The organism is Enterobacter cloacae complex sp. P12RS (assembly GCF_014895875.1).
GTDB classification, from domain to species: domain Bacteria; phylum Pseudomonadota; class Gammaproteobacteria; order Enterobacterales; family Enterobacteriaceae; genus Enterobacter; species Enterobacter bugandensis.
Window position 1 is genome coordinate 1 of record NZ_JADBQO010000137.1, and the last position, 276, is coordinate 276.

Below are 276 nucleotides of genomic sequence, written 5' to 3' on the forward strand. Positions count from 1 at the left end.
GCTTTGAAAATTGCCAGTGTCTCGATACTTATCATTCTTTCAAGTTTAGAAATAATATTCGCATCAGAAACAGTATATGTTTGATAGAGAATAATAGATGCCGAAAGAAAAAGTATGGTGTCATTGAGCGATTTTATAGACTTCCCTGTTACTTTAAATAGAGTGGATATGAAAAAACCACCCACAATCGATATATAAAGAAGCAAATCATCACGAGGAACTGGAAAATAATCAGTAAAGTTATCAGGACTATAGTTTTTAGTTATATATTTAAAG

The 276-nt window shown here is 30.8% G+C and carries 1 pseudogene; it reads right to left on the bottom strand.

Features of this window, described 5'->3' with window-relative positions:
* Window positions 1-276, bottom strand: a pseudogene (locus IM284_RS23620) (hypothetical protein); the annotation flags it as partial.